The organism is Mycobacterium sp. NPDC050441, from assembly GCF_040655355.1.
Taxonomy (GTDB): Bacteria; Actinomycetota; Actinomycetes; order Mycobacteriales; family Mycobacteriaceae; genus Mycobacterium.
The window spans coordinates 604,127-630,216 of the sequence record NZ_JBFAJS010000001.1 but is presented as its reverse complement, the minus strand read 5'-3'; the positions used below and the strand labels follow the sequence as shown (position 1 = coordinate 630,216).

Here is a 26,090-nt window from a genome sequence, read left to right as displayed (position 1 = left end):
ATGAAGGCTATGAGGGCTCGTGGTCGGCAGGGGAGTCGTCGTCTTCTGCCAGGTGGCGCAGGATTCGCTCGTTGAGGGCGGCGAGCATTTCGAGCTCAGCCGGGGTGAGCAGGTCGATGAAGTTCCGGCGGACGTCCGCCACGTGCTTGGGCGCCGCATTCTCGATGGCAACGCGGCCGGCCGGCAGCAGGCGGACCATGGTGCTGCGGGCGTCGTCGGGGTTGGGCTCGCGGCTGATCAGCCCGTCTTTCTGCATGCGCCGCACCTGGTGGGAGACGCGGCTTTTCTCCCAGTCCAGTGTGTTGCACAGCTCGTGGGCGGGCATGCAGTCCCTGTCGTGCCCCGAGAGCACCGCCAGGACTTCGTAGTCGGCCCCGGACAGGCCTGATTCCTGCAGGCCTCGGTTCAGGTGCGCAACGAGCTGATGGTGCGCGTGCATGAAGGCCCGCCAGGCGCGGTCTTCACGAGGGTTCAGCCACTTCGGTTCCATCAGCCTCCACGCTCCTCAATTGGTTGACGCATCAACCAACCCGACTTAAGGTGGAGGAGTCAACCTTTTCGATGGTAAGTCAGGACGGGACACCTCATGAGCAGCATCAGCATCATCGGCACCGGGAACATGGCCCGTAGCATCGGCGCGCTCGCGGTAGCGGGAGGCAACACTGTCGAGGTCATCGGCCGCGATCCGGCCAAGGCCGCTGACCTGGCGAAAGCCCTCGGCGACCGCGCCACGACGGGAGAGTTCGGCGCCGTCCCTACCGGGGACATCGTCATCGTGGCCTTGTTGTACGCCAATGTCGTTCCGGTCGTCGCCCAGTACGGAGACAGCCTCGCGGGCAAGGTCATCGTCGACATCAGCAACCCCTTCAATGCCACCGCCGATGGGCTCGCCATCCCCGATGACACCTCGATCGCGCAGGAAGTTGCCAAGGCGGCGCCGGCCAGCGCCAGCGTGGTGAAGGCATTCAACACCGTTTTCGGTGTCGTCCTGTCCCAGGGCCGCTCGCTCGATGTCTTCATCGCCGGCGATGACGCGCGCGCCAAGGCCGACGTGGCGGCGTTCATCGAGAGCCTCCGACTGCGCCCGTTGGACGTCGGCGGCTTGAACATGGCGCACTGGCTGGAAGGAACGGGCCTGGTCGTGATGGGCCTCGCTCGCCACGGGGTGGGGAGCTTCGACTTTGCCCTCGGCGCCAACTCTGCCGCCTGAGTCGCACCCATGCCGGTCGAAGCGGGGAAGCGAACAGTGGCGACGTGCACCCAAATAATGGTTGATGGATCACCCAAAAGGTATCAGTGTCGGCGGACGAAGGTCTGTCGGAAAGGAATCCCGCGATGAAGCTTGGTTACGCAATCCCCATAGTCGGGCCTGCTGTCAGCAGCGCCGATGGTCTGAGCGCGTTCTGCCGCGGACTCGAGGACCTTGGCTACGACACGCTGTGGGTCGGCGATCGCCTGGTGACGCCTGTCGACATGCACAGCACCTATCCGGGTAATGAGCAGCCGTACCCGCCGCAGATGACTCGTTACCTCGATCCGGTGCTGCTGTGGACCGTCGCCGCGGCGGCGACCAGCCGGGTGCGGCTCAACGCCAGCACGCTCAGCACGTTCTACTACGAGCCGGTTCACCTGGCCCGGCTGCTGACCACGTTGGACGTGCTCAGCGACGGCCGCCTTGATGTTGGCGTGGGAATCGGGTGGATGAAGGACGAACACGACATCGCCCGCAGCGCGGACTGGCGCCGGCGCGGCTGGATGCTCGATGACCTGCTGGCGTTCCTGCGCAAGTGGTGGACGACCACCCCGGTGTCCTGGGAGAGCGAGTTCTTCTCCCTGCCGCCGGTCCATGCCGACCTGCGGCCGGTCCAGGCGGGCGGTCCGCCCATCTGGATCGGCGGTGCCAGTGAGGCTGCGATGCGCCGGGTCGGCCGCAGCGGCACCGGCTGGCTCGGAGTCGAGGGGTTGCAGGCCGAGGTCACCGACCGCCTGTGGTCGACAGCGCGCCGTGCGGCGCAGGACGCCGGCCGCGATCCCGACGCACTGAAGACTGCGATGCGGATCAACCTCGAACCGGGCACGTCCGTTGAGTCGGTTGTCGGCAGGCTCGAGCGCTTAGCCGGGTCCGGTGCTGATGAGGCGATCATCGATGCCTTCGCCATGTTCCCCAGCCTTGACCAGATGCTCGACTTCGCCGGCCAGGTAATCGATCGATGGAGTGATCGTGGGAAAGCTTGACGGCAAGGTAGCGGTGATCACCGGTGGGTCAAGCGGTATGGCGCTGGCCGGTGCCAAGTTGTTCGTTGACGAAGGCGCTCACGTCTTCATCTCGGGTCGGCGGCAGGATGCTCTGGACGACGCCGTCAAGCTGATCGGCCGGAATATCACCGGCGTGCAGGGCGATTCGGCCAAACTGGACGATCTTGACCGCTTGTTCCACGCGGTCAAGCGAGAAAAGGGCGCCATCGACGTGTTGTGGACAAGTGCCGGGATGGGTGAGGCGCGCACGCTCGGCGAGGTCACCGAGCAGCACTTCGACGCCACGTTCGGGCTCAACGCGCGCGGCACTCTCTTCACGGTGCAAAAGGCACTGCCACTGTTCAACGACGGTGGCTCGATCTTCATGACAGGGTCAATCGCTTCGGTCAAGGGCTTTCCTTCCTGGAGCGTGTACGCGGCGAGCAAGGCTGTCTGTACTCAGTTATCGCGAGGCGCTCGGTCGCGCAGTGTCGAGGTCGGCTTTCGTCAAGACTGCTCGAACGGTTAGTGCGACATCGCGTAGGACCGTGGTGGGATCAGCACTTCGGTTGATCGCGCAGATGACGGTCGAGACACTGCCCTGTCCGCTGCGTAGGGCCTGAGCTGCGTCCCGGACGGCACCGCCGGTGGTGATCACGTCCTCTATGAGAGTGATCGTTCTTCCGGTGATGTCGGCACCTTCGGCAAGTCTGCAGGTGCCGTAGGTCTTGGCGGCCTTCCGTACGAATAGTGTTGGTATGCCCGTCAGCTGGCTCAAGACGGTGGCCAGTGGAACGCCGCCGAGTTCCAGGCCGCCGAGCAGGTCAGTGTCGGCAGGAATGAGCGGAACCATGGCCTCGCACACGCGTCGTAGCAATTGAGGGTCTGACTCGAACAAGTACTTGTCGAAGTAATCGTGAGAGATTTCGCCTGATCGAAGCCGAAACTGCCCCTGCAGGCGGCAGGCGCGGTTCACATCGACGGCGAGCAGTTCACGGTCCATGCTGTTCATCGTGCACCGACAACCGCGGAGAATCGGCAAGGACGGGTCGGCGAGCATTGCGGGTGGCGTTTACGGTGACCGCGGCTGCCCGCGGCCGCGGCATTGTCCAACTGCTGGGGCAGGTAGTTGCACTGTGACGCACAGCCCGCCGGAGGGGCGGGGTGTGAGGGTGAGGATTCCATCGTGCGCGCGGGTGATGCTGTTGACGATCGCCAGGCCGAGGCCGACACCGTCGTGATGGGTGCGGACGCGTTCGCTACCGCGTTGAAACGGCTCGACCAGGGTGGAAACCATTTGGGCGGTGAGCATTTCGCCGGTGTTTTCGATGGTGAGCACCACACCGTCGGAGTGAACGCTGGCCGTGACCCACACGGTTCCGTGCTCGGGCAGGTTATGGACGATCCCGTTGTGCACCAGATTCGTGGTCAGCTGCCGCAGGAGCGCGGCTGAGCCGGTGGTGGGGGCCACGTCGCCGGACGTCTCGAGGGTGATGCCGTGTCGTTCTGCCAGCGGCAGCAGTGTTTCCGAGGCTTCCTCGGCAATGAGGGACAGATCGACGTGTTCTTGCGTGAAGGGCCGTTGATCGGCACGGCTGAGTATGAGCAGTGCTTCGGTGAGGTCGATCGCCCTGGCGTTGACGGCGTGGAGCCGTTCGATCAGTTCCCCGGTGTCGGTGTTGCGATCCCTGCGGGCCACATCGAGCAGCGTCTGCGTGATCGCCAGCGGGGTGCGCAGTTCATGGGAGGCGTTGGCGGCGAATCTCTGTTGTTCGGCGACGTGTGCTTCGAGACGTTCGAGCATCGTGTCGAAGGCGTCGGCGAGTTCTCGGATCTCATCGCTACGGCCCGGCAGCCGGATTCGATGCGACAGGGATCCTTTCGAGGCCATGCGGGTGGCAGCCGTGATGCGAGTGAGGGGCGCGAGCATCCGGCCGGCCAGCAGCCACCCGCCCACGAGACCGAACACGAGCAGGAACGTCATCACGGCGGCCGCTCTGGGAGCGAAAACGTGCAGGAGCCTGGACCGAATGGGAAAGACATCATTGGGGAAGTCGATGTCAGTGCTCCCCGGGATGATCATCATCCGGTCTGGCACGTACCGCAGGAGGAACACCCACACGGCGGCGAGCAGCAGGGCGCCGGCAAGCATCAGAAACCCGGCGTAGCTGAGGGTGAGTTTGAGTCGAAGGCTCAATCCCGGTGCTCTATCCATCGTTTCGTTCCTCGTGTCCGGGGCCGTCTGCGGTGTCGATTCGGTAGCCGACACCAGGCACGGTCGCGATGATCCACGGTTCGCCTAGGCGTTTGCGCAGCGCCGAAACCGTGATGCGCACGGCGTTGGTGAACGGGTCGGCGTTCTCGTCCCACGCCCGCTCCAGGAGTTCTTCGGCACTGACGACCCCCCCTTCGGCCGCGACGAGAACCTCGAGCACCGCGAATTGTTTGCGGGTGAGGGCGACATAGCGACCGTCGCGGTAAACCTCGCGGCGGAACGGATCCAGCTGCAGGCTCGCGATCTCCCGCACGGGCGGCCTGCACTGGGCCCGCCTGCGGTCGAGTGCTCGCAGCCGCAGCACGAGCTCTCGCAGTTCGAACGGCTTGGTCAGATAGTCGTCGGCACCGAGTTCGAATCCCGAGGCCTTGTCATCGAGCCGGTCTGCGGCGGTCAACATCAGGATCGGCGTGCCGCTGCCCGAGGCGACGATGCGTTCAGCGATCTCGTCGCCAGAAGGACCGGGGATGTCGCGGTCGAGGACGGCGATGTCGTAGGTGTTGATGCTCAACAACTCCAGCGCGGTGTCCCCGTCGCCGGCGATGTCGGCGGCGATCGCCTCCAGGCGCAAGCCGTCCCGGATTGCCGTCGCCATGTAGGGCTCATCTTCGACGACCAACACACGCATGCTCTCCACGCTACGAGCCAGCCCATATTGTCGGCATATCGAAAATCGCATACGTGCTGACAACACCACAGGGCCTTGAGTGGTGGCCATGACAAACAACAACTCAGCACACACCCGACGACCGCTGGCGGCTCTCGCCATGGCAGCCTTGATCGGCTCGGCCGGTGTGGCCATCGCCGCCCAGGCCGTCGCCGACCCTGACGGTCAGGAACAGGCAACGAAGTACTCCGAGTGCATGCGGGCCAACGGCGTCGCGGACTTCCCAAATCCCAACGCAGAAGACCACATTCCCTACGGAGGAATCTCCGTGTCGAAGGCCACGTGGCAGAACGCGGTCGGTGCGTGTGCGAATCTCCAGCCTCCGGCTTGGTCGGCGGACGCCCAGCGCACTCCGGCACAGCAGGACGCTGCACTCAAGTTCGCGCAATGCGTGCGCGACAACGGGGTGCTGGACTTCCCTGACCCGGCCACCGCACGTGATCCGCTCATCGACACCTCGAAGATGCGCGGCGACGTCAGTGCGAGCAGTATTCCCGAACTTCAGCCCGCGGTGGACGCATGCCACAACTTGTTCACCGCCGCGCTACCGGGGCCATTGGGAACCGGACGACCGGGCTGAGACCCCAAACCTGAGCGGAACGAGTCGGTGACAACGTCGGGAAACGCGCAGTTCTGGCAGGTGTCGACCGCCATCGCGAATGACAGCCGACAGGAGCAGAATATCGGTTGTCATTTTGCGTGGCGGATTGTCATTTGAGAAGGCGGAACTTGGAGGGCCCGCCATTCGGATGGCAATAGCCAGCCCTGTGAAGCCGCGGAGATCCTCATATGGGTTCCCATCGGACGAGTCTGGGATTCCGCGTCAGGTCGGATCACGTCGAGTAGGTTTGCCAGATGCCCGCCGATGAACCGACGATTCTGGCGACCAGTGGTGGCCTCAAAGAGGGCCGACGAATCCGTTGGGAATTCAGCGCTTTGACCGAGTATGCAGTCGATCTGGCCGGCGTCTCTGGTAGAGCGCCTCGAGTCTGTTTTCTCGCGACGGCGCAGGGAGACAATCCCGCGGTGGTCTTCAATCTGTACTCCGCGGCGCAGGAGCGCGGTTTCGCTGCTTCGCATATCTCGCTGATTCCGATGCCCAACGTTGAGGACATCGCCGGTCACCTGCTGGCCAGCGACGTGGTGTGGGTGTGTGGAGGTAGCGTCGCTGCCCTGCTGGCGTTGTGGCGTCTCCACGAAGTCGAGAAGGCAATGGCCTCAGCGTGGCAGGCGGGTGTCGTCTTGACCGGGGTTTCTGCCGGTTCCATCTGTTGGCATGCCGGCGGAACCACGGATTCCTATGGGCCGAGCTTGCGTGCGGTCAACGACGGGCTTGGTCTGGTGCCGTTTTCCAACGGGGTGCACTATGACACCGAAGCCGAGCGGCGACCCCTGTTTCAGCGATTGGTCGGCGACGGAATCATCCCGCCGGGTTATGCGACCGACGACGGGGTAGGCGTCATCTACCGTGGTACGGCGTGCTCCGGTGCTGTAGCGGAAAATCGCAGCGGCGGAGCATATTTCGTCGACCGCAAGCCGGACGGGAGCGCAGTCGAGGTCAGCCTCGATGTCACACGTCTATAGCGGCATTGCTGACCGAGAGTGTCTTGCGGGCCACTGCGGGCGTCGCCGAACCGGGAAGGAAGGTCATCAGGGGGCCCAACACACATATCGGTACGGGTGCTATCGGTCATCGGGTTGGCGCCCCCGCCCGGCCAGTTCCTCGGTCAGTGCTCGCGCCACCGTGATCGGTCCGGTCGAGCGTTCGAGCTTGGAGCCCAACAGCGCGCCGTCGTAGAGCAACTGGATATGCCGGGCCAGGACCGCGGGGGAGTTGACGCCGGCCTGCTCCAACAGCGCGGTCAGTGTGGCCCGGAGCCACTCCCGGTGTGCCCGTACGGGTTCAAGCTCGACGCCCGGGTACTCGGTGGCGGCGTTGGCGTAGAGGCATCCGCGGTAGTTGCGCCGGGTCGCCGAGCCCGAGGCGAGATCGAAGAACGCCAGGATTCGCCGCACCGGATCGTCGAGTTCGGCGACCGCCTGCTCCCAGCGGTTGCGATCAGCGTGATCCAAATCGGTCAGGTAGGCGAGCACCAAGGCGTCCTTGGAGCCGTAGCTGCTGTAGAGACTCGCCTTCGCGACCCCGGCCTCGCGCAGGATCTGGTCGATGCCGACGGCGCGAATGCCCTGGCTGGCGAACAGTTCGGCCGCAGTGGAGAGCAATCGCTGCGCGGGGGGGACGGTGCCGGTCGCCTGCGCAGCCGTCGGTGCGGTGGCTGCTTGGGACGTGCTCATGGCGTCAGCCTAACCCGAACAGCCCGATAGACAGACCTGTCTGTCTATGCAACTGTCGGTGCTGTTCCGCCCCTGCGATGCCGAGGACTACCTGACGTGACTCTGTACCTCTACGAACTCACTCCCGATGCCACCGATGCGACCGCGGTGGGACAGCTGCTCAAGACCCTCGATGCCGAGATCGGAAGCGGCGGTGGTGAACTGATCGAGGCTCAGGTCACCGCGGAGCGCAGGCGAATCTTCGCCATCGCCGAGTTCGTCAACGATGCGGTCACCCTGGACGCCGCGCAGCTGGCGGTCGCCACCGTCGCGGGCCCGCATCAGGTCCGGCTGGTCGGTGCCGACCTGTCGGCTCTGAAAGCGGCCCGCCCACAGGCCGGTTACCTGGTCGAGTGGGATCTACCCGCCGAACTGGACATGGAATCCTATTTGGCCCGCAAGAAGGCCAATGCGCCCAAGTACGCCGATGTGCCCGAGGTTCAGTTTCTGCGCACCTACGTCCGCGAGGACATGGGCAAATGCCTGTGTTTCTATGACGCTCCCGACGAGGCCGCCGTGCGCCGGGCCCGCGATGCGGTCAGCACCCCGATCGACCGTCTTCATGGTTTAGACGGGCCGCTCTCGTGACCGCGGCGCTCGCGGACCCCGCCTTGGAACGGGTGGCGCACACAGTTGCCGCCCGTGCCGCCGATCTCGACGAGCAGCGCACCGATGTCCGCACCGATCTTGCCGAACTCGGCCGGGCGGGTCTGCTCGACCTTGAGCTGTCCGAGATGGTCCGCGTCGTCGACGAGGTGTCGGCTCACAGCCTGGCCGTCGGCTTCTCCACCTGGGCGCACCACATGACCATCCGGTACCTGCTCGCAGCGCCCGAGGGTGAATTCGGTGAGCAGATAGGCGCCCTCGCGTCGGCACAGCGGATCGGAGTCACCGCGATGGCGGCCGGTCTCAAGCAGGTCGCCGGCCTCGGCCAGGTCCCGATCACCGGCGCAGCCGACGGTGCGGATCTGGTGATCAGCGGTCCGATTCGCTGGGCCTCCAACGTGTTTCCCGGTGCGCTGATCGTGCTGCCGGTCCGCGTCGGTGAGCGGACCCTGGTCGTTGCGGTGGACGCTGATGCCGACGGCGTGACGGTTGACCCCGCGCCACCGCTGACGGCGCTGGGGGCCACGGCGTCCACCTCGCTGCGCTTGGACCGGGTTCGGGTCCCTCGACACCAGGTGCTCGCCGGCGATCTGGGTGCCTTCGTCGGCGGGATCCGGCCCGCATTCCTGTTGTTGCAGACGGCGTTCTGCGCCGGCGTCACTCGTGTGGCGCTGGCCGCGGCCACCCAGGCGCACACTGGCCCGCTGGCCCGGTTCGGCGCCGAAATCGACGATGCGCTCACCCGCGCCACGGATGTCACGGCGCGGCTGCACCGCTGGGCCGCCGACCCGGGCGCGGCGACGGCGGCCCAACTGATCCGACTGCGGCTGGAAGCAGCGGGCCTGGCCGTCGACATCACCCGCCTGGAGCTCTCACTGACCGGCGGCGCCGGCTACACCCTGGGTAGTGCCGCCAATCGGCGGTTTCGGGAAACCGCGTTTCTGCCTGTGCAATCACCCTCGGAAGGACAGCTGCGGTGGGAACTCACGCGCTACGAATAGCGAACGGCGCCAGACATTTCGGCGCGACAGTGGCACTGGCCGATATCGATCTGCAGATCCGCACGGGTGAGTTCCTGGCCGTACTGGGCCCCAGTGGCAGCGGCAAGTCCACCTTGCTGCGGATCTGCGCCGGCCTGGACGCCCTGAGCAGCGGCACACTGACCTGGTCCGGGGACGGCACCCGGCCGCGCACCGGGGTGGTGTTCCAACAGCCCCTGCTGATGCCGTGGCTGACCGTCACCGGAAATGTGTCCTTCGCTCGCCGGTTCGCCGCGCAGCGGAGCGGGTTCGACGCCAACGACGCCGCGAAGCTCATCACCAGGTTCGGGTTGGACCACCTGGCCGCGCGCTACCCCGACGAGCTGTCGGGCGGACAGGCCCAGAGGGTGGCGATCCTGCGCGCCGTCGCCACTCGGCCGCAGCTGCTGCTGCTCGACGAACCGTTCAGCGCGCTCGACCCGGCCACCCGTACCGATCTGGTCGGATGGCTGCGCGAACTGGCAGGGGAACTCGACATCACCGTTGTGCTCGTCACCCACGATGTCGACGAAGCGCTGTCGTTGGCACAACGCATCGTGCTGCTCGACGGGGGACGGGTCCGCGCGGACTGGACGGTCGGCAGTGACGGAACCCCCACGCGCAGAGAAATTCTCGACCAATACCGGACCGATACCGCGGTGGAGGTGCCGTGACGGTGCTGACACGGCGCTCCCTGTTGGCCGGGGCGGCCGGATTGACCGCTGCCGGTGGCATCTTCGGTATCGGCGGGCTGGCGCGGAGTGCGGTCAGCAGTCCGCCGGGCGCCGAGGGTGCCCTGCGAGTGGGCTATCTGCCCATCACCGATGCGGCGCCGCTCCTGGTCGCCCACAGCGCCGGGCTGTACCCCGCCGGGGTGGTGAGCTCGGCGCGTCCTGTGCTGTTCCGCAGTTGGGCGGCGCTGGCCGAAGCGTTCATCACCCGGCAGGTCGACATCGTGCACCTGCTGATGCCGATGGCCGTCCAGCTGCGCTACACGCTGGGCGCCGGGGTCCGCGTGCTTGGCTGGAACCACACCAACGGTTCGGCACTGACGGTCGCACCACACATCCGGGACCTGGGCGACCTCGCCGGCACCCAGGTGGCCATCCCGTTCTGGTGGTCGATCCACAACATCGTGCTACAGCAGCTACTCCGGGCACACGGACTGCGACCGGTGCTGCGGCGCAGTGCTTCCCGCGCCGACCGGACCGTGGAACTGATCGTGATGAGCCCGTCGGACATGGTGCCGGCCCTGGCGAACGGTACGTTGGGCGGATACGTGGTGGCCGACCCGTTCAACGCCGTGGCGCAGATCAAGAAGATCGGCCACATCCACACCTTCCTCGGCGACGTCTGGCGCGATCACGCCTGCTGTGCGCTTGTGACGCGCGAGGATGTCATCGAGAGCCGGCCGCAGGCCGTGCAGGCCGTGGCCGATGCGGTGGTGGGAGCACAGTTGCGCATCGATGCCGACCGCGCCTCCGCCGCGGCCGCGCTGACGGGTGGGAAGTACCTGCCACAGCCGACACCGGCGATCGCACTGGCGCTGACCTATCCGAAACCGCCCTATGCGCTGGCGCATCCGGACTGGCAGCCACAACGTCTGGGATTCCAGCCGTTCCCGTACCCGAGCTTCACTGAACGCCTCGCCGAGGCCATGCACGACACCGTCGTCGATGGTGATCGCCGGTTCCTGGACCGGCTGGACCCGGCCGCGGTGCACACCGAACTCGTCGAGGACCGGTTCGTCCGCCGCTCCCTGACCACTCATGGCGGGCCCAGCGCTTTCGGGCTGCCTGCCGACCTCACCCGAACCGAACAGGTGCAACCGCTATGACCGTCGTCAGTCCCGACAAAATTCCTGTATTCGAAGGTGTTTCGCGTCGCTGGGAGCGGTTCGCGCCGCCGGCGATCGCCATTCTGGTCACTGTCGCGCTGTGGTGGCTCGCGACCTCTGTGCTCAGCGGGCCCGATTCGTTACTGCGCCAGACCGCACCGCAGCGGGTGGTGCCGGCACTGGCCGGACTCATCGAACGTGGTGTGCTGCTGAGCGATCTCGGTGTCAGCTTGTGGCGGCTGGTGATCGGGCTGACTGTCGCCGCCGTCATCGGGATACCCCTGGGTTTGTTGACCGGACTGTCCGGCGTCGCCGAACGCGCCGGTGGGCCGATCATCGCCTTCCTGCGGATGATCTCACCGCTGTCCTGGACGCCGATTGCGCTGGCGCTGTTCGGCATCGGGAATCAGCCGGTGATCTTCCTCATCGCCGTCGCGGCAGTGTGGCCGGTGCTGCTGAACACAGCGGCCGGCGTGCGTGCCGTGGACCCGGGGCTGCTCCACGTGGCGCGCTCGTTTCACGCCACGCGGTGGGAACTGCTGAGCGCGGTCATCCTGCCGGCGATCCGCACCCATGTGCAGACCGGGATACGGCTGGCGCTGGGCGTCGCGTGGATCGTGCTCGTGCCCGCCGAGATGCTCGGCGTGCGCTCGGGCCTCGGCTATCAGATCCTCAATGCCCGCGACCAGTTGGCCTATGACCAGGTGGTGGCGGTCATCGTCGTCATCGGCCTGCTGGGGTATGCGCTCGACACCACCGCGCGCTGGCTGCTGAGCCCGGCACGTCGCAACTGAGCCCCGCACAGCGTCCACGTCCGCCCAGAAATTCGCTGGGACCTGTCGCAATGCGGTGTTACCGTGACGGCGTGACCAGGTTCTGCGACGGCTATGTGCTACTCGCCGGGATGCGCGACGCATCCACGGCGAGTGTGTCGTACGCGGGCACCGTTGGCGCCGAAGGCATTGCCCGGCAGTCGGTCGAGCGCCATGCCTTGTGGCATCCCAGGTGCTTCCGGTCAACACGTCTGGAAAATTTCACCCGATCAGTGGGTGTGCGCCCCGGCCGGAAGCATGGGCCCGAAGAACAATCTCAGAAATCTCTCAACTTCACTGTTGTCGCTGGCAGCGACGTCGCCTGACGTCGCTGTAGTTCGACGCGCCTAATTTCGTTGGTGCACAACGGTTTACGACGAAAAATACTTTCGACAATTTCGCATCCGGCAGCGCATGCTGTTGGCGGCAACGCACACGGATGAACGTGTAAAGAACGGCGTGACAGGCGAAATAGTTTGTCATGTCAGATGTTTGAAAATTACAGAATGTGGCACCCGCGCTCGTGGCGGAACTGGAAGACGCGCCCGGCTCAGACCCGGGTGCCCTACGCGGGCATGCAGGTTCAACTCCTGCCGAGCGCACTATCGATGCTCCGGATTGTGGGCCGCGGTCTCGTACCGTCCCGTGAGCCATGAGCATCGTTGAACGGGTCGTTGGTGAAATTGCGTATCACTCTTGGCTTTTACCCATGAGTTCCGGGTTCGAGCCCCGGGCGGCCCACCGGCACCCATCCACGCGCGCCGTTAGCTGAGTTGGGATAGCACCAGACTCTTAATCTGGGGACGGGGGATCGAAACCCCCACGGCGCACCAATATTTCATGCCGCTGAGGTGTAACAGGTTTGCACGTCAGTCTTCCAAACTGGCAGAGCGGGTTCGAGTCCCGTCAGCGGTTCGAAACAAACATACGGATGTAGCTCAACTGGAAGAGCGGCGGTCTCCAAAACCGCAGGTTGGGGGTTCGAGTCCCTCCGTCCGTGCCAACCAATCAGTCCGCGACGACAACCCGCGACGACAACCAGAGAGGAGGCACGCGGCCATGAGGCACTTTCGTCAACGCACAAACCGTCAGCAGACCGTGACGGTATACAACGCCGACTACCGCGTGCTGACCCACGTGAACTGGCAGGAGGCGGTACGGCTGCTGCTGCGGGGTTCGGTCTACGTGATCGAGCGCCACAGCCCAGCCGTACACATACACAGCCCGTCGACGGTCATCGAGCTCCCGGTGTCAGTGGCGCTGCGTGAGTATGTCCACGTGCCCTACCGGCCTGGACATCGGGTCGCGCGTCTAGGGGTGCTGGACCGTGACGGCTACACGTGCGCCTACTGCGGCGGATACGGCGGCACGCTGGACCACGTCGTGCCCGAGTCGCGCGGCGGCCAGAACACCTGGCTGAATCTGGTCGCCGCGTGCGCACCGTGCAACGGGCGCAAGGGGAATCGCACCCCCGAAGAGGCGGGGATGCGGCTGTTCTGGGAGCCCTACGAGCCGCGCGAGCGGGACCGCTACCGCGTGCCGGCGATGGCCTGACCGATGGCGCTTCATCCGGCGGGGCGAACGACAAGATCGGTGAAGTCGTCCGCCCCGCCCGCCCCCCATTCCCTCGTAGCTCAATTCGGTAGAGCTGCGCCCTGTTAAGGCGACGGTCGTTGGTTCGAATCCAGCCGAGGGAGCCGCATTCCTTGCCCGCTAGCACAATTGGTAGCTGCGTCTGGTTCTGAGCCAGAAGGTTTCAGGTTCGAGTCCTGGGCGGGCAGCGCAGGTGCAGGCCCCGTTCGGATATGGGTTGGTCTGCTGCCCTTTCACGGCGGCGGAGCGGTTCGAGTCCCGCACGGGGTGCTTGGTAGTACCGGGAAGTGTGGCAGAACGGTAATGCACCGGCTTGCTAAGCCGTCGCCGCGGTGACCCCGCGGCTGGGGGTTCGACTCCCTCCACTTCCGCTGTGGCGGTAGCTCAATCCGGTAGAGCTCCAGGTTGTGATCCTGGTTGTTACGGGTTCGAATCCCGTCCGCCACCCCACTCAGATGTATATGCCCCTGTAGCTCAAGCGGACAGAGCGTCGTCCTCCGACGGCGAAGGTTGACGGTTCGAGTCCGTCCGGGGGTGCGGCACACGATGCCCGCGTAGCTCAAGTGGAGAGAGCGCCTGTTTACGAAGCAGGAGGTTGCTGGTTCGAGTCCAGCCGCGGGTGCGCACGACGATGTCCCGCATGTCGGGGAGATCGGCCGACATCGAGGATTTCTAGAACACGTTTCAGTTTTTTCGGTACTGTGACTGCATGACCGAATGGGTCACGTCGGATTCGTACCGAGACCTGTCAGACGACGGTGTGGATGCCCACAACAAACGAATGATCGCGCTGCTTCGAGCCAACGGCGGCATGGTCCCCGGTGCCCCGGATTCGGAGATGCGGGTACTCATTCTGACCATCACCGGAGCCAGAACCGGCATGCAACGGCTCACGCCGTTGGGATACGTCGAACATCAGGGACGTCGCTACATTGCCGGCTCGAATGGTGGGCAGGAGTCCCCACCGGCATGGATCTTCAACGTCCGCGCGAATCCCTCGGTGATCGCCGAGGTGGGCGGCGGATCGTATCCGGCCAGAATCCGCGAACTCGGCCCCGAAGAGCGAGATGACGTCTTCGCGGTCCTGGTGTCAAAGCACCCCTTCTTTGGTGAGTATCAAGCCAGGATTCGTCGCACCATTCCCGTCTTCGAGGTGGTGGAGCGTTCAGCTGCGCTGTCGACGGGATGACGCAGCGGCTCCGTGGTGTTTGGCGAGGGATGGCGCGCCTCGCGACAGGGTTGGGCATCGCACCCGGGCGGTCGAGTCAGGATCGGGCGCCGCGGATGGGAATGTAAGGCCCTGCATCGATCGCGGTGAACCTTCGGTGCCGGTTGGGCGTATACCCCCGGGTACTGGCCCAATATGCATAGGTAGGTCGCTCATGGTTCGGAGATCGGTCGTTCACACGTCACGGCACAGCGATGTGGTCACTCGGCGCAGCGTCGTCCTCGGTATCGCGGCCGTCGGCGGTTTTCTGGTCGCCGACCTGGGCGCGATGCTGTACGCCCGCGGTCCGTTCGGATCTCGGAGAAGGTTGACCTCGCAGGCGTTCGTCGACGCGTTCCACGAGGTCGCCGGGGTCCATCGGGGCTATCGCCTGAATCATGCGAAAGGCGTTGCAGTCAGCGGGTTTTTCGAGAGCAACGGTGCCGGGGCGGAAATGACCAGGGCCGCTGTTTTTCGGGCCGGCCGCACCCCGTTGGTCGGACGGTTCTCTGTGCCGGGTGGTAATCCCATGGTGGCCGATACCATCAACGCTCCGCGTGGACTGGGTCTGGCCGTGGGGTATCCAGGTGGCGGGCAATGGCGAACCGCGATGCTGAATCTTCCGGTGTTCCAGGATAATTCCGTGCAGGGATTCTACGATCGGTTGCTCGCCTCCAAGCCGGTGCCGGGTACCGGCAAGCCTGATCCCACGGCCATGGCAGGTTTTCTGGCCGCCCATCCCGAAACCGCGAGCGCCAACTCGGCGATCAAGCAGCAACCGCTTACCTCGGGATTCGCCGACAGCACCTTCCGGGGGCTCAACGCCTTCTACTTTGTGAACGCGGACGGCGGGCGCACACCCGTGCGATGGTCACTGAGCCCGATGGGGGAGGTGAAGCCACCCAACAAATCATCGAGCAATCCGAACTGGTTGTTCAACAGCATTATTCGCGATATCCGCACCGGGCCCGTGCGCTGGCGGCTACTTGTGACGATCGGTGAACCAGAAGACGATGTGCGCGACGCAACCATCGCATGGCCGGCCGACCGACGCACGATCGACACCGGGACCGTGGTGCTCGATTCCATCGCGACGGAGTCGGCCGGCAACGCCCGCGACGTCAATTTCGACCCCATGGTGTTGCCGGATGGGATCGAGCCCTCGGAGGACCCGCTACTGCCCGCACGCGCGGCGGTGTATGCGGCGTCATTTCGCCGACGCGCCGGTGTTGCCGGAGAAGCCCCGCAGATCGAGGTTGGGGAAGTGGCGCAATGATCGCGTCGGTTACACGATCCGGCTCGCGCTACGCCCTCACCACCCGCGTTCTGCATTGGTTGGCCGCAGTGCTCGTGTTCAGCACGCTGGTCATCGGGTTTGTCCTGGCCAACTCCCTTGCGGACTACGCCGTGCTCCTGAGCGTGCACAAAGTTCTGGGCGCACTTGTGTTCGTGGTCTTCGTGATCCGCGTGATCAACAGGCTCACTGATCGTGGCCCCGCCCTCCCCGCGACTGTCGGCCGGGTCGAGCGTGTCGCGGTCATCGGCTCCGAGCTAGGCATGTACGTGCTGCTGTTGGCGCAGCCGCTGCTGGGGTGGGCGATGCTGTCGGCGAGTGGGGTTCCGGTGGTGCTGGGCGGGCTTCGGCTGCCACCGATCGCCCCCGTGGACGCTGAGCTGTTCGGCCTGCTTCGCAACGGCCACTCGCTTGTGGCGTACGCCCTGGTCGTGATGATCGCCGCACACGTGTCAGCGGTGCTCTTGCATACGCTGACACTGCGCGATGGCATGCTGCGCCGAATGACTTTCGGGAGCGATGAACCTCTTGAGCTCCGCCGGCGTACGTAAGCCCGTGGATATCAATCGGATGAGAAGAACTGTTGGTGCAGCGTTATTTTCCGCCGGCGTGGTGGTCGGACTCGCCGCGCCGGGTTACGCGAACGCAGACGAGCCGGCCGGACCGGAATCTATCCTCGCCACACAGGCGTCAGACGTGGGTGAGATCGTCGTCGACGCTGAGGGAATGACGGTGTACGCCTTCCAGGGCGATACTCCCGCAAGCAGTGGATGCGGCGACGGTTGCCTGCAGAAGTGGCCTGCCGTCCTCGCCCCCGACCCCTTGCCGGCGCAGGTGGCAGGCGTTGATGGAGTATTGGGTGTGTACCTGCGTCCCGACGGCACCCGCCAGTTGACCTTGAATTCGCACCCGCTCTACACGTTCGTCCAAGACAAGACGGTCGGGCAGCATGAGGGCGTGGGTAAGCAGTTGGGCGACTCCAAGTGGGGCATCGTGCAGTCTGACGGGCTCCCGCGGTACTGAACGTGCCGAACCGTCCACGACGTCGCCGGTCGTCAGCCGCACAGCTTGGTCGTGCGGCTGACGATCGGCTCTTGACCATGCTGTACGCCGTTCATGGCGAGGCGGTCCGGCGGTTCGTCGCCGGCCACGTCGTGGATGTACAGCACCGTGAGGATGTCGTGCAGGAGACGTTCGCGCGGGCATGGAAGAACATCGACCAGATCGACGCCGACGAAGGCAATCCCAGATCGTTCCTGTTCACGGTTGCCCGGAACGTCATCGTCGATCAATGGCGGCGAAGGTCTCGGCGAGGCGAGGTGCTTGTCGACACCGATATTGCACTGCCCAGCGCTGATGCCGTCAACAAGTCCTTGGAGCGGATCGTCATCGGTGAATCCTTGCAACGGTTGTCCCCCGAACATCGCGAGGTCGTCAAGGCGCTGTACTTCGACGACCTCACTCTTGCTGAAGCAGCGGATAGGCTCAATGTTGCTGTGGGTACCGTGAAGTCACGCAGTTACTACGCAGTGCGCGCATTGCGAGCGGTGTTCGACGAGATGGGGCTGCTGTGATCGACGAACCTCATGTTCTTCTCGGCGCCTATATCCTCGGCGGCCTCGACGCCGAGGAACGTGGGCGATTCGAGGCGCACCTCAAAGAATGCGCGCAGTGCCGCGCCCAAGCTGCCGATTTCGCGCCGCTGCCGGCGCTTCTGAGCAAAGTCGACCCGGTAGATCTGGATACCGACCCCGCCGACGGTGGGGAGTCGGAACTGGCTCTGCGTGACATGCTCGCCGCACGACGTGCGGCAGCGAACCGTCGTGTCCGCCGCCGGGTGGCGCTGGGTGCGTGCGCCGCGGTACTGGCCTCCGTCGCACTGGTTTTGGTCATCCCGCGCGGTGCTACGACCCCTCCGGGCACGGGCACCTTCGCGATGCATTCGGTCGCCGCCGCGGGCGCCTCCGGGTCGGTGACCCTGACGCCGAAGCCGTGGGGGACAGCCATCGTGCTCGACCTGAAACAGTTGCCGACCGACGGCGTATTCACGCTGCGGACGATGGACGACAGTGGGCAGATGCAGCCGGCCGCCACCTGGGCGGCAATGCCTACCGGGGCGGGGGTGGTACAAGGTGCGACGTCGATTCCGATGCCGAAGCTGCGAAAGCTGAACATCGTCGACGCCAACAACACGGTGCTGGCCAGCGTGGAACGCTGAACAGCTCGATGATGTTAGACATTCGCACAAAATCGCCGATTCAGGATGTGCCTCCGTGCGGCTGTTGTGGAGTCTTGGCGCTCGTCAGGATTGGGCCACTTCAGCCTCAAGGAGGAACCGGTGGTACTTGGCAGCCCACAGCGCATTGCCGACGGCGAGGGGACCCCGTCCCGCGCGAACGATCACGACGTCCTCAACCGTGGGTTCGGTTTCCGGGCAGCCCTGTCGCTCGCTTTCGCCGACATCTCCCCGATCGTGGCCCTGTACGCGATCTTCGCGCTCGGCCTGTTCGCGGCCGGTCCCCGATTCTTCTGGGCCTTCCCGATCGTGCTGTGCGGCCAATTGCTGGTCGCGCTCGTCTTCGGCGAGTTGGCCTCGCGTTTTCCCTACGCGGGCAGCGTCTACCAGTGGGCGCGGCACGCCAAAGGTACGACGTGGGGCTGGACGGCGGCCTGGGCCTATATCTGGGGCCTCACCCTCACGCTCTCCACGATGGCCTACGCCGCAGCGGGATTCATTCTCGAAGTGTTCGGTGTCAGCTCGCCTGACCGGTGGTTGCTCAGCGCGGTAGCGATCGGCGTCATCGGTTTCACCACGGCGGCGAACATGATCGGCCGGCAGGTCCTCAAGATCATGATCGTCGCCAGCATCATCTGCGAGATCGTCGGCTCGATCGGGCTGGGCACCGTGCTGTTGCTCTTCCACCGCGTCAACCCCGTCTCGACCCTGTTCGAGGGTCTCCCGGGCGACCACGGCAGCATGATGAGCACGATGCTCGTCGCGGTCGCCTTCGTCGGCTGGGCCTTCTTGGGCTTCGAGTCCGCGGGTTCGATCGCCGAGGAGGTGGAGAACCCGGAGCGCAACGTACCGAAGGCGATCGTCTTCGCACTGCTACTGGTCGGCGTCATCGTGATGTACTCCGCGGTCGCCGTCATCCTCGCCATCCCGGACCTGTCGGCCGTGCTCACCGAGCAGACTGGTGACCCGGTGTCGGCAACCCTGACCGCGCAGCTCGGCTCGTCGATCGCCAAGCCGCTGCTGCTGATGTTCGTCATCGGCTTCATGTCCGCCTGCCTCGCGGTGCAGTCGGCGGTCTCCCGTGCTGTCTACGGGATGGCCCGCGACCGTGCCCTCCCCGGTGCCGAGTTCCTGTCGAAACTCGTTGGCCCCGAGCGGATGCCGATCCGGGCGATCGGCCTGACGGCAGTGGTCGCCGCCATCTTCCTGCTGTTCGCCGGCTCCGACCTGTACAACGTCCTGGTCAACTTCTCGGTGATGGGCCCTTACATCGCGTTCGCCGTACCCGTCTTCGCTGCCGCCCTCACCCGGCTCGCCGGGCGTTGGGTTCCCGGCGTCTTCTCACTGGGTCGGTGGGGTGCTCCGGTGACCTACGCGGCAGCCGCGTGGTTGGCGTTCGAGGTGATCAACGTCCTGTGGCCGCGCACGCAGCCCGGCCAGCCGTGGTTCGTGAACTGGAGCATGGTCATCTCGCTGGTCGGCCTCGGCATCGTCGGAGCTGTCGTGTTCCTGCGGTGCCGGGACCGGATCACGGTGCCGATCGGTGAACGAGGCGGCGCCGACGTGGCCGCGAACCAGGAGCCGTGACCGGCGCAGTGGTTGGAGCGATTTGCGACCTCACGGATGCAGGTTCCACTGGCCGACATCTTGAGCCAGGGCATCGTTGACGTCGACTTCGAGGCCGCCGACCACTGGGCCAGGATTCGACGCGGTACTCACGATGCGCTGGTAGAGCACTGCGGCAGGGTGGACCTGACCGCCAGACCAGGACCGGGTCTGCCACGCCCACGCGCGACCGGGCGTGCTCGACCTCCCGACAACGCCGTCGGCAATGGCCCACTGGCACGGTCTGATACCCGCGTAGATGCCGGTGCGCTGCACCCCGATCACCGAGTTGATTCCGCGAAACCACGGCAGCGCGACGTTGTTCCAGGTGTTGTGGTCGATATCGTCGTCGACGGAGAAGAAGATCGGCGCACTCTGGCCGCCACCTGCCGCCGTATGCAGCTGCCAGGCGGTGCGGGCATCGGCGACGCCGCCGGGGAGTCCGCGCGTGAAGTCCGACGGTGCTGTCCCGCCCGGCTTGCCGTACTGATAGTTGCTGACGATGACCAACCCAGCGGCGGTCAGTGACCGGGCGTAGGGCAGCGTGATCGGTTTGGCGCCCATGGACGAGCCCGGACGCGACGTCGAGACGTAGTTGATCACTCCGGAGTGGCCGGCGGCTCGGATGTGTTGCGCTGGAATCTGACGCATGGCGAAGTCGATCAGTGTGGGAGCGGCGGCTGCCGCTGAGGGCGCGCCGACACCAGCCGATACCGCGCCCAGCCCGGCCAGCGCCGATGCGGCGGTGGCGTAGCGCAGCACGTCACGCCGGGTAACCGGGCCTGATCGCCGAAGGCTGTCGTTCCCCGGCCAGTCCTGCATTGCGCGATGTTACCAATGTGACTGTTGTTAACGGTGTAGCCTCGCCGGTGCGTCCGATGTTCCTTGACCGCCGGTCGCGGCGTGGGCGAGGCCGTCCCGAATTTTGCTACCCGCCACATCTACTTCGTCTTCGAGCAAAGCCCAAGGCCTGTCATCGTGGCTTCGCATGAAGTTGATATGAACTCTCCGGCGTCCACCGTTTTCCTCCGCAGAATGACTTGGTGACGTCGACGCCGGTTCCCTCATGTGCTGAGTACCCGCGGCAGTCTCTCGGCGGACAGTTGCCGAGGAAGCATCGTGCCGGCGGGTCATTGATTCGGGTGCTTGGTGCTGCCGATGAGCGGGCGCCGCTGGACGACGAAAGCCGGCGGATCGACGGAGATCAAGACGGCGACAACCAAGTTGTCGATGTGCGACAGGCAGAGGTCGTTCGCCTGACTCGCCAGCAAGAACTGCAGCAGGCCCGCTACTACCGGGGGCTGCTGGAGGCGCAGCGGGCGGTGGTCGAAGAGGAGTTGGCCCGAGACTGTGCACTGCTCGTCAGGCACATGGCCAAAGACCGCAACCGACGACGTATGCCGCGCATCCGCGAAGCCATCAGACGCGGGCGCCGTGAGGAATATCAGATCGACTGTCTGTTGGAATCTTTGAATGTGAGGTTCTTCTGGCCTCGGCCGAGGTCGCTGCCAGACCGCCGTTTCGCCATCGAAATCGAACCCTCGCGGCAGGGCTGTAGGGTTCGGATTCCTGAGCTCGATCAAGTGGTCACCGCCGTCAGCCGCGCCGAGGCCGAGATGACAGCCCGCGAGCACATCGCCGTACACGTCGGCACCCCCATCAGCCAGATTGCTGTGCACGCCACTCCTGGTCGTTGACCACCTGAGAGGTGTACTGGAGATCTATCCGCGAACGCCGAAAGCAACTGCGGCGGAGCATTATCGATCAACGCGTGAGTGTCGTCGCTCTGTGGCAATCTCGTGTGGCGTCGACGTTTCCTGCCTGCGCCAAATGCTTGAGCGTCGAACCTCCTCGGCATTAACCCGTTTCGGTCTCGGCTATTTCGCGACTTCTACGCGCAAAGGCGTGTATCAAACGTGTCTGCGACAACTTCGAAATACTGACCCTGGCGCGCGAATCTGCAACTGGCGGTTAATGTCCAGGCCGAGTTCTCCGGTCGTTAACCTAGGGTAAACGCGGCGTCCCAGATGTTTGTCGGCGACCTGTCGACGCTAGTGACACCGCTTGGCGCGCGCTGCTACCTTCCCCGGGAAGGACATTGCCGGAATACTGAGAGGCGCACTGCCGCACCATGCTGAAAAGTCTTGTCACACTGACTGTTGCCTATTCGATCGGTGCCGCGGCGCCGCTGGCACTCGCCAATCCCTCCGAGGGGCAGCCGGTTCCAGCTCCGCCCGCCGACAACGGTGCAGTCGCCTCCGCTGCACCTGGCACCTTGTCCACCCCCGAGGGTTGGGTTCTTTCGGTCGTCGCCGTGGACGAAACGCAGTTGTCCGTCGCGCCGCTGACCACCGCCGTGTCCTCGCGGGAGTATCTGGTGGGCGGCACGTTCACCGGAACGGTCAAGGGCTCCGGCAAGGCAGTTTTGACCGGCGGCTCACTGGAGGCTGGATACCAGATCGGTTGTGGCATCAGTGCCGATGTGGTGGATGCGAGGTTTGGCGGCAGTGTCACGCCGGCACTGAGCCCGCTGGGTGTGCCCAGCGTAGGAGGCAATCTCTTTGCCCAGATCCGGCCCACCCTGAAGCCGGGCACCGCCACCATTGTCCCGGTCAGCAAGGTTTCCTACGAGGGCGATTCGGCACGCGTGACCGTCACCGCCCTCCGAATCAAGATCGATAGCTGCGTCGGCCAGTCCTTCATCCGCTCTTATGCGACGTTCACCAGTTCGACTGCCGATACGCAAGACGTCGTCTCGTACGTGGGTGTAACCAAGGCCGTCTGATCCGCCGAGCCCAAATCGTCACCCGTTCAATCGATTCAGCTTCGAGAGGTATCAACAACCGACATGGCCAAGCTTCTTGCCGTACTGACTGCCCTGATCACCGCTGGTGCACTGGTGGCGCAGACGCCGCAGGCGATCGCCGCCCCTGAACCTGCTCCGCCCCATGAGCCACACGCGGACGCGCTGCCGGTCGTCGAAGGTGAGACCGCCGCAGCCCCGGACATCGGGATCGTCGCGTCCGGCGAGCCCACTGTCGCCACGACGCCGGATGGCTGGGTACTGACGCTCGCCGCCAAGGACGAGACACAGCTGCCGATCCCGCCGCTGACAACCGCGCAGTCATCGCGGGAATTTCTGGCCGGGGCCACCTTCACCGGCAGCGTCACCGGTGCCGGCAGCGCCACCCTGAACGGGGGCACGCTGGAGGCGGGCTACCAGATCGGCTGCGGCATCGAATTGAGCGCAGTCCGCTTGACCGGGAGCCTCGGCCTGTCCTCATCGGTGAGTCAGTCCGGCCTTGGCAGCCTGAGCGCGCCGATTCAGGGCAACGTCGAAGTCAGGCCCAAACCTGGTGAGGTCACCACCGTCTCGGTCACCAAGAAGGAGTTCCGAGGCAAGGAAGCTCGGGTCACCCTCAAAGACGTACACATCAAGATCGATGGATGCGTCGGGCAGTCATTTCTGCGGTCGTACGCAAAACTGACCAGTTCCGCCGCCGGAACCCAAGACATCGTCGCCTACTACGGAGTGACCAAGACTGTCTGACCGGACCCGCACCCCGCCGGGCGCACAACAACCTGGTCAGATCTGCGGATACGTCGGGTACTCGATGCCCGACAGGTACTGAACGGTACGCACCACCTGGGACGAGTAGCCGAATTCGTTGTCGTACCAGACATAGAGGATCACGTTGTCTTCGTCGACGATCGTCGCGTTGGCATCGATGATGCTCGCCGCACGTGAGCCGATGAAGTCGCTCGACACGGCGTCGGTCGCCGCGGTGTAGTCGAGATTGCGGCTCAATGGACCCGACAGGGACGCCTGGCGCAGGTATTCCAGCGCCTCGTCCTTGGTCGTCGGATTGTGCAGCTGCATGTTCAGGATGGCCACCGAAACATCGGGGGTGGGGACGCGGATCGAGCTACCGCTGATCTTGGCCTTCAGGTCCGGCATCGCCTTGGCGACCGCGGAGGCCGCACCGGTTTCGGTGAGCACCAGGTTGAACGGCGCGGACCGGCCGCGGCGGTCGGCATTGTGATAGTTGTCCAGCAGGTTCTGGTCGTTGGTGAACGAGTGCACGGTCTCCACGTGACAGCGCGCGATGCCGTACTCGTCGTCCATCGCCTTCAGCGGCGGAACGATCGCATTGGTCGTGCACGACGCACACGAGAAGATCTGCTGCTCGAGATCGAGCGTGAGGTGGTTGACCCCGTGCACGATGTTCGGCACGTCGCCCTTGCCCGGCGCGGTCAGCAGGACCTTCGCGATACCGGGGCGCAGGTGCTTGGACAGGCCTTCGCGGTCGCGCCACTTGCCGGTGTTATCGATGAGGATCGCGTTGTCGATGCCGTACTCGGTGTAGTCGACGGTCGCCGGGTCATCGCTGTGGATGAACTTGATGACATTGCCGTTGGCGATGAGGCTGTTGGTTTCGGTGTCGATCTTGATCGTGCCGTTGAATTGGCCGTGCACCGAGTCGCGGCGCAGCAGCGACGCCCGCTTGGCCAGGTCGCCGTCCCCATTACTGCGGATCACCACCGCGCGCAGGTTCAGGCCGTTTCCGGAGCCGGCCTTCTCGATGAGCAGGCGCGCGACGAGCCGGCCGATGCGGCCGAACCCGTAGAGCACCACGTCCCGCGGACCCTGCGGCTCGCTCTTGTTCTCCGCGGTCACGTCGCTGAGGACCTGCGCGGTGAACTCAGGCACGGACAGTCCCGCGTCGCTGGCGCGGTACGCCATGATGAGCAGGCCGAGATCGATCTTCGACGGGCCGAGGTCCAGATCGGCCAACGCCTGCAGGAACGGGAAGGTCTCTTCGACCGACAGCTCGTCACCGCCCACCTGCCGCGCGAACCGGTGAGTCCGCAGGATCTTGATGACGGACTTGTTCACCAGCGACCGGCTGTGCAGCAGGACCGTCACGCCCTTCGCCCGGTACAGCGTGCCGATGATCGGGATCATCGCCTCCGCGAGTGCTTCCTGAGCATTCCAATGGGCGAGTTCTGGCGAATTCAAATCAAGCGTCCTGTGGGTCGTGTGGGCTGGCCCCTCGGATGAGTAGCGCATTGATGGTAACGATTGTCCGATCTCACAATGCGCCGCGGTTCGGCCGTGAGATCCGCAGTGGCCCAGGTCACAGGTGGAATGATCGGGTGCGGAGGGGCCGAAAGGGAGTCTCATGGCAGGGTCAGAGCAACCTCCCGGGGTCGATATCGGGGAGACCGCCGGCGGGGTTCGTACGGTCACCGGCGTGCCGACGTCGATCTGCGCGTTTGGTCGGGAGCGCGGTACGGGGCCCGGTCGAAGATCCGGTGCAGGTCGCTTCGTTTGCAGATTTGGAGCGCATCTTCGGCGGCCTGTGGGTTCACAGCGGCCTCGGCTACGCAGTGCAGGACTTCTTCCTCAGTGGCGGACGGACCGCGATCATCGTCCGCCTGGTTGCCGGCGGACCAGACGGCAGTGCCCTCGCCGAACTCGACTATGTCGGGGAAGGGTTTCGAGACGCCGAGAAGGGCATCTACGCACTGCCGAAGGCCGACCTGTACACGCTGCTGTGCCTGCCACCGCCGGTACCAGGTGGCGATCTACCGGAGAACGTGTGGGAGGCCGCGCTCACCTACTGCGCTGAACGTCGAGCGTTCCTACTCGTCGACCCGCCGGGCGCGGCGAGCATGAGCACTGTCAAGGGTTGGCCGGCCACGCGCGGTCTGAATGGGGAGGCGGCCAGTAACGGCGCGGTGTACTTTCCGCGGATTCGTCGGCCTGATCCGCACCGAAACGGTGCGGTGGGCGACTTCGCGGCGTGCGGTGCGGTGGCCGGAACCATCGCCCGCACCGATGCCGACCGCGGGGTCTGGAAAGCACCTTCGAGTGCCGCGCTTGCCGGGGTCTCCGGGTTGACCGTGGCGCTCACCGACGTCCAGAACGCCACGCTCAACGCCGCGGGAATCAACTGCCTGCGGACCTTTCCCGGCATGGGCTCGGTGGTGCGGGGCGCCCGCACCTTGCGGGGCACGGACGGCCAGGTCGACGAATACAAGGACATCCCGGTGCGGCGGCTCGCCCTCTACATCGAAGAATCTGTGTACCGCGCCACCCGGTGGGCGGTGTTCGAGCCCAACGACGAACCACTGTGGGCGCAGATCCGTCTGAGTGTCCGCAAATTCATGCAGGATCTGTTCCGGCAGGGGGCTTTTCAGGGGCACAGCAACAACGACGCCTACTTCGTGAGTTGCGGCCGCGACACCATGACCCAAGACGACATCGACCATGGCTTGGTCAACATCACGGTCGCATTCGCGCCGATGCAACCTGCCGTGTTCGTGGTGATCCGCATTCAGCAGGCTGCCGCCGGCCCGACGTAGG

General features: G+C 65.0%; 30 protein-coding genes and 12 tRNA genes. 35 read left to right on the top strand and 7 right to left on the bottom strand.

The genetic code is table 11. The annotated features are described in order from the left end of the window. Positions 1-7: 7 nt before the first annotated feature. Positions 8-490, bottom strand: coding sequence for a MarR family transcriptional regulator (locus AB0I14_RS03200; RefSeq protein ID WP_358015716.1), 483 nt, complete (start codon positions 488-490; stop codon positions 8-10). Between the two features lie 96 nt (positions 491-586). Between AB0I14_RS03200 and AB0I14_RS03195 the strand changes: the two genes are divergently transcribed. From AB0I14_RS03195 to AB0I14_RS03185, 3 genes are all read left to right on the top strand, one after another. Beyond that, positions 587-1,210, top strand: a complete 624-nt coding sequence (locus AB0I14_RS03195; protein WP_358015713.1) for an NAD(P)-binding domain-containing protein — start codon at positions 587-589, stop codon at positions 1,208-1,210. Between the two features lie 125 nt (positions 1,211-1,335). After that, positions 1,336-2,235, top strand: coding sequence for a TIGR03619 family F420-dependent LLM class oxidoreductase (locus AB0I14_RS03190; protein ID WP_358015710.1), 900 nt, complete (start codon positions 1,336-1,338; stop codon positions 2,233-2,235). Further along, a complete protein-coding gene (locus AB0I14_RS03185; protein ID WP_358015707.1) occupies positions 2,222-2,764 on the top strand; it encodes an SDR family NAD(P)-dependent oxidoreductase in 543 nt (180 codons plus the stop codon). The genes AB0I14_RS03190 and AB0I14_RS03185 overlap by 14 nt, the downstream gene beginning before the upstream one ends. On the opposite strand, the gene AB0I14_RS03180 is transcribed toward AB0I14_RS03185, so the two are convergent. From AB0I14_RS03180 to AB0I14_RS03170, 3 genes are read right to left on the bottom strand one after another with little or no spacing between them, the layout of a single operon-like run. Further along, positions 2,699-3,295: an orotate phosphoribosyltransferase gene (locus tag AB0I14_RS03180; RefSeq protein ID WP_358015704.1), complete on the bottom strand. Its 597-nt coding sequence runs from the start codon at positions 3,293-3,295 to the stop codon at positions 2,699-2,701. The genes AB0I14_RS03185 and AB0I14_RS03180 overlap by 66 nt on opposite strands. 12 nt (positions 3,296-3,307) lie before the next feature. Further along, complete coding sequence (locus AB0I14_RS03175) at positions 3,308-4,450, bottom strand: HAMP domain-containing sensor histidine kinase (protein WP_358015701.1); 1,143 nt, start codon at positions 4,448-4,450, stop codon at positions 3,308-3,310. Then, positions 4,443-5,138: a response regulator transcription factor gene (locus AB0I14_RS03170; protein WP_358015698.1), complete on the bottom strand. Its 696-nt coding sequence runs from the start codon at positions 5,136-5,138 to the stop codon at positions 4,443-4,445. The genes AB0I14_RS03175 and AB0I14_RS03170 overlap by 8 nt, the downstream gene beginning before the upstream one ends. 88 nt (positions 5,139-5,226) lie before the next feature. On the opposite strand from AB0I14_RS03170, the gene AB0I14_RS03165 reads away from it, so the two are divergent. Both AB0I14_RS03165 and AB0I14_RS03160 read left to right on the top strand, forming a co-directional pair. Beyond that, positions 5,227-5,757, top strand: coding sequence for a hypothetical protein (locus AB0I14_RS03165; protein ID WP_358015695.1), 531 nt, complete (start codon positions 5,227-5,229; stop codon positions 5,755-5,757). Positions 5,758-6,032: 275 nt separating this feature from the next. Further along, entirely contained in the window at positions 6,033-6,761 is a 729-nt protein-coding gene (locus tag AB0I14_RS03160; protein ID WP_358015692.1) for a peptidase E, read from the top strand. A gap of 99 nt (positions 6,762-6,860) precedes the next feature. Here the strand turns inward: AB0I14_RS03160 and AB0I14_RS03155 are convergent, their stop codons facing one another. Next, the gene (locus tag AB0I14_RS03155; protein ID WP_358015690.1) at positions 6,861-7,472 is read right to left on the bottom strand and encodes a TetR/AcrR family transcriptional regulator; all 612 of its coding nucleotides are present in this window, start codon (positions 7,470-7,472) and stop codon (positions 6,861-6,863) included. Positions 7,473-7,568: 96 nt separating this feature from the next. Here AB0I14_RS03155 and AB0I14_RS03150 point away from each other — a divergent pair, with 96 nt between their 5' ends. The 26 genes from AB0I14_RS03150 (at position 7,569) to AB0I14_RS03025 (ending at position 19,702) form a co-directional block, all read left to right on the top strand. Further along, positions 7,569-8,099, top strand: coding sequence for a DUF4242 domain-containing protein (locus AB0I14_RS03150; RefSeq protein WP_358015688.1), 531 nt, complete (start codon positions 7,569-7,571; stop codon positions 8,097-8,099). Then, positions 8,096-9,118, top strand: a complete 1,023-nt coding sequence (locus AB0I14_RS03145; protein ID WP_358015686.1) for an acyl-CoA dehydrogenase family protein — start codon at positions 8,096-8,098, stop codon at positions 9,116-9,118. Before AB0I14_RS03150 ends, AB0I14_RS03145 begins: the two co-directional genes overlap by 4 nt. Next, complete coding sequence (locus AB0I14_RS03140) at positions 9,094-9,810, top strand: ABC transporter ATP-binding protein (RefSeq protein ID WP_358015684.1); 717 nt, start codon at positions 9,094-9,096, stop codon at positions 9,808-9,810. Before AB0I14_RS03145 ends, AB0I14_RS03140 begins: the two co-directional genes overlap by 25 nt. Then, entirely contained in the window at positions 9,807-10,973 is a 1,167-nt protein-coding gene (locus tag AB0I14_RS03135; RefSeq protein ID WP_358015682.1) for an ABC transporter substrate-binding protein, read from the top strand. Before AB0I14_RS03140 ends, AB0I14_RS03135 begins: the two co-directional genes overlap by 4 nt. Beyond that, complete coding sequence (locus tag AB0I14_RS03130) at positions 10,970-11,767, top strand: ABC transporter permease (RefSeq protein WP_358015679.1); 798 nt, start codon at positions 10,970-10,972, stop codon at positions 11,765-11,767. Before AB0I14_RS03135 ends, AB0I14_RS03130 begins: the two co-directional genes overlap by 4 nt. Positions 11,768-11,838: 71 nt before the next feature. Further along, the gene (locus tag AB0I14_RS03125; protein WP_358015676.1) at positions 11,839-12,111 is read left to right on the top strand and encodes a hypothetical protein; all 273 of its coding nucleotides are present in this window, start codon (positions 11,839-11,841) and stop codon (positions 12,109-12,111) included. Between the two features lie 191 nt (positions 12,112-12,302). Beyond that, positions 12,303-12,387: transfer RNA gene (locus AB0I14_RS03120), tRNA-Leu, on the top strand. Positions 12,388-12,453: 66 nt separating this feature from the next. Further along, positions 12,454-12,526, top strand: a tRNA-Lys gene (locus AB0I14_RS03115). 17 nt (positions 12,527-12,543) lie between these two features. Continuing rightward, positions 12,544-12,618: transfer RNA gene (locus AB0I14_RS03110), tRNA-Lys, on the top strand. A 9-nt stretch (positions 12,619-12,627) separates the two neighbouring features. Further along, positions 12,628-12,700 (top strand) — tRNA-Gly (locus tag AB0I14_RS03105). Between the two features lie 12 nt (positions 12,701-12,712). Further along, positions 12,713-12,788, top strand: a tRNA-Trp gene (locus AB0I14_RS03100). 95 nt (positions 12,789-12,883) lie between these two features. Next, positions 12,884-13,339, top strand: a complete 456-nt coding sequence (locus AB0I14_RS03095; RefSeq protein WP_358015673.1) for an HNH endonuclease — start codon at positions 12,884-12,886, stop codon at positions 13,337-13,339. Positions 13,340-13,408: 69 nt separating this feature from the next. Continuing rightward, positions 13,409-13,482: transfer RNA gene (locus tag AB0I14_RS03090), tRNA-Asn, on the top strand. A gap of 10 nt (positions 13,483-13,492) precedes the next feature. After that, positions 13,493-13,566, top strand: a tRNA-Gln gene (locus AB0I14_RS03085). Positions 13,567-13,577: 11 nt separating this feature from the next. After that, positions 13,578-13,648: transfer RNA gene (locus tag AB0I14_RS03080), tRNA-Glu, on the top strand. A gap of 13 nt (positions 13,649-13,661) precedes the next feature. Next, positions 13,662-13,749 (top strand) — tRNA-Ser (locus AB0I14_RS03075). A 2-nt stretch (positions 13,750-13,751) separates the two neighbouring features. Next, a tRNA-His gene (locus tag AB0I14_RS03070) sits at positions 13,752-13,828 on the top strand. Between the two features lie 13 nt (positions 13,829-13,841). After that, positions 13,842-13,915, top strand: a tRNA-Arg gene (locus AB0I14_RS03065). 11 nt (positions 13,916-13,926) lie between these two features. Continuing rightward, positions 13,927-14,000, top strand: a tRNA-Arg gene (locus AB0I14_RS03060). 87 nt (positions 14,001-14,087) lie between these two features. Then, on the top strand, positions 14,088-14,567 hold the full coding sequence (locus AB0I14_RS03055) for a nitroreductase/quinone reductase family protein (protein WP_358015670.1): 480 nt from the start codon (positions 14,088-14,090) through the stop codon (positions 14,565-14,567). Positions 14,568-14,913: 346 nt separating this feature from the next. Next, positions 14,914-15,861, top strand: a complete 948-nt coding sequence (locus AB0I14_RS03050) for a catalase family peroxidase (RefSeq protein WP_358015667.1) — start codon at positions 14,914-14,916, stop codon at positions 15,859-15,861. Then, on the top strand, positions 15,858-16,430 hold the full coding sequence (locus AB0I14_RS03045; RefSeq protein ID WP_358015664.1) for a cytochrome b/b6 domain-containing protein: 573 nt from the start codon (positions 15,858-15,860) through the stop codon (positions 16,428-16,430). The genes AB0I14_RS03050 and AB0I14_RS03045 overlap by 4 nt, the downstream gene beginning before the upstream one ends. A 145-nt stretch (positions 16,431-16,575) precedes the next feature. Further along, on the top strand, positions 16,576-16,902 hold the full coding sequence (locus AB0I14_RS03040; RefSeq protein ID WP_358015661.1) for a hypothetical protein: 327 nt from the start codon (positions 16,576-16,578) through the stop codon (positions 16,900-16,902). Between the two features lie 2 nt (positions 16,903-16,904). Further along, complete coding sequence (locus AB0I14_RS03035; protein WP_358015658.1) at positions 16,905-17,453, top strand: sigma-70 family RNA polymerase sigma factor; 549 nt, start codon at positions 16,905-16,907, stop codon at positions 17,451-17,453. After that, the gene (locus AB0I14_RS03030) at positions 17,450-18,097 is read left to right on the top strand and encodes a zf-HC2 domain-containing protein (protein WP_358015655.1); all 648 of its coding nucleotides are present in this window, start codon (positions 17,450-17,452) and stop codon (positions 18,095-18,097) included. Before AB0I14_RS03035 ends, AB0I14_RS03030 begins: the two co-directional genes overlap by 4 nt. A gap of 120 nt (positions 18,098-18,217) precedes the next feature. Beyond that, positions 18,218-19,702, top strand: coding sequence for an amino acid permease (locus AB0I14_RS03025; RefSeq protein WP_358015652.1), 1,485 nt, complete (start codon positions 18,218-18,220; stop codon positions 19,700-19,702). A gap of 30 nt (positions 19,703-19,732) precedes the next feature. Here AB0I14_RS03025 and AB0I14_RS03020 read toward each other — a convergent pair whose 3' ends face one another. Then, entirely contained in the window at positions 19,733-20,542 is an 810-nt protein-coding gene (locus tag AB0I14_RS03020; RefSeq protein ID WP_358015649.1) for a DUF1906 domain-containing protein, read from the bottom strand. 221 nt (positions 20,543-20,763) lie between these two features. On the opposite strand from AB0I14_RS03020, the gene AB0I14_RS03015 reads away from it, so the two are divergent. From AB0I14_RS03015 to AB0I14_RS03005, 3 genes are all read left to right on the top strand, one after another. Then, the gene (locus tag AB0I14_RS03015) at positions 20,764-21,417 is read left to right on the top strand and encodes a hypothetical protein (protein ID WP_358015646.1); all 654 of its coding nucleotides are present in this window, start codon (positions 20,764-20,766) and stop codon (positions 21,415-21,417) included. Positions 21,418-21,851: 434 nt separating this feature from the next. Then, entirely contained in the window at positions 21,852-22,505 is a 654-nt protein-coding gene (locus AB0I14_RS03010; RefSeq protein ID WP_358015643.1) for an MspA family porin, read from the top strand. A gap of 63 nt (positions 22,506-22,568) precedes the next feature. Then, positions 22,569-23,270: an MspA family porin gene (locus tag AB0I14_RS03005; RefSeq protein ID WP_358015640.1), complete on the top strand. Its 702-nt coding sequence runs from the start codon at positions 22,569-22,571 to the stop codon at positions 23,268-23,270. 36 nt (positions 23,271-23,306) lie between these two features. On the opposite strand, the gene AB0I14_RS03000 is transcribed toward AB0I14_RS03005, so the two are convergent. After that, the gene (locus tag AB0I14_RS03000) at positions 23,307-24,740 is read right to left on the bottom strand and encodes a glyceraldehyde-3-phosphate dehydrogenase (protein ID WP_358015638.1); all 1,434 of its coding nucleotides are present in this window, start codon (positions 24,738-24,740) and stop codon (positions 23,307-23,309) included. Positions 24,741-25,036: 296 nt separating this feature from the next. Between AB0I14_RS03000 and AB0I14_RS02995 the strand changes: the two genes are divergently transcribed. After that, entirely contained in the window at positions 25,037-26,089 is a 1,053-nt protein-coding gene (locus AB0I14_RS02995) for a phage tail sheath subtilisin-like domain-containing protein (RefSeq protein WP_358015636.1), read from the top strand. The last annotated feature ends 1 nt before the right edge of the window (position 26,090 follow it).